The organism is Rheinheimera hassiensis, from assembly GCF_022436675.1.
GTDB lineage: Bacteria > Pseudomonadota > Gammaproteobacteria > Enterobacterales > Alteromonadaceae > Alishewanella > Alishewanella hassiensis.
In genome coordinates this window covers 1-405 of sequence record NZ_JAKUJZ010000027.1, presented here as the reverse complement: position 1 = coordinate 405, position 405 = coordinate 1, and the positions used below count along the sequence as shown (strand labels likewise).

At 48.6% G+C, this 405-nt stretch carries 2 tRNA genes; both read right to left on the bottom strand.

Annotation, left to right across the window (positions count from 1 at the left end):
* Positions 1 to 139: 139 nt before the first annotated feature.
* Positions 140 to 215, bottom strand: a tRNA-Thr gene (locus tag MJX74_RS21500).
* A 12-nt stretch (positions 216 to 227) separates the two neighbouring features.
* Positions 228 to 302: transfer RNA gene (locus MJX74_RS21495), tRNA-Gly, on the bottom strand.
* Positions 303 to 405: the final 103 nt, after the last annotated feature.

The following is a 405-nucleotide window of genomic DNA, read 5'->3' as shown; positions in this document are numbered from 1 at the left end:
TCAACGTGACCAATGGTGCCTACGTTTACGTGCGGTTTATTACGTTCAAATTTAGCCTTAGCCATGAATAGACCCTTTTTAACAAAACGGCGGTTATTTAAATTAGTTTAGTGCTTGGATAGCAAGAGAGGAGTCAAGATGGTGCTGATACCCAGAATCGAACTGGGGACCTCATCCTTACCAAGGATGCGCTCTACCGCCTGAGCTATATCAGCAACGTTTTTGATTGGAGCGGGCAGCGGGAATCGAACCCGCATCTTCAGCTTGGAAGGCTGAGGTAATAGCCATTATACGATGCCCGCGGCCTACTCGTAGCTATTCACCTGACGAAAATGGTGGAGGGGGAAGGATTCGAACCTTCGAAGGCAGTGCCGGCAGATTTACAGTCTGATCCCTTTGGCCACT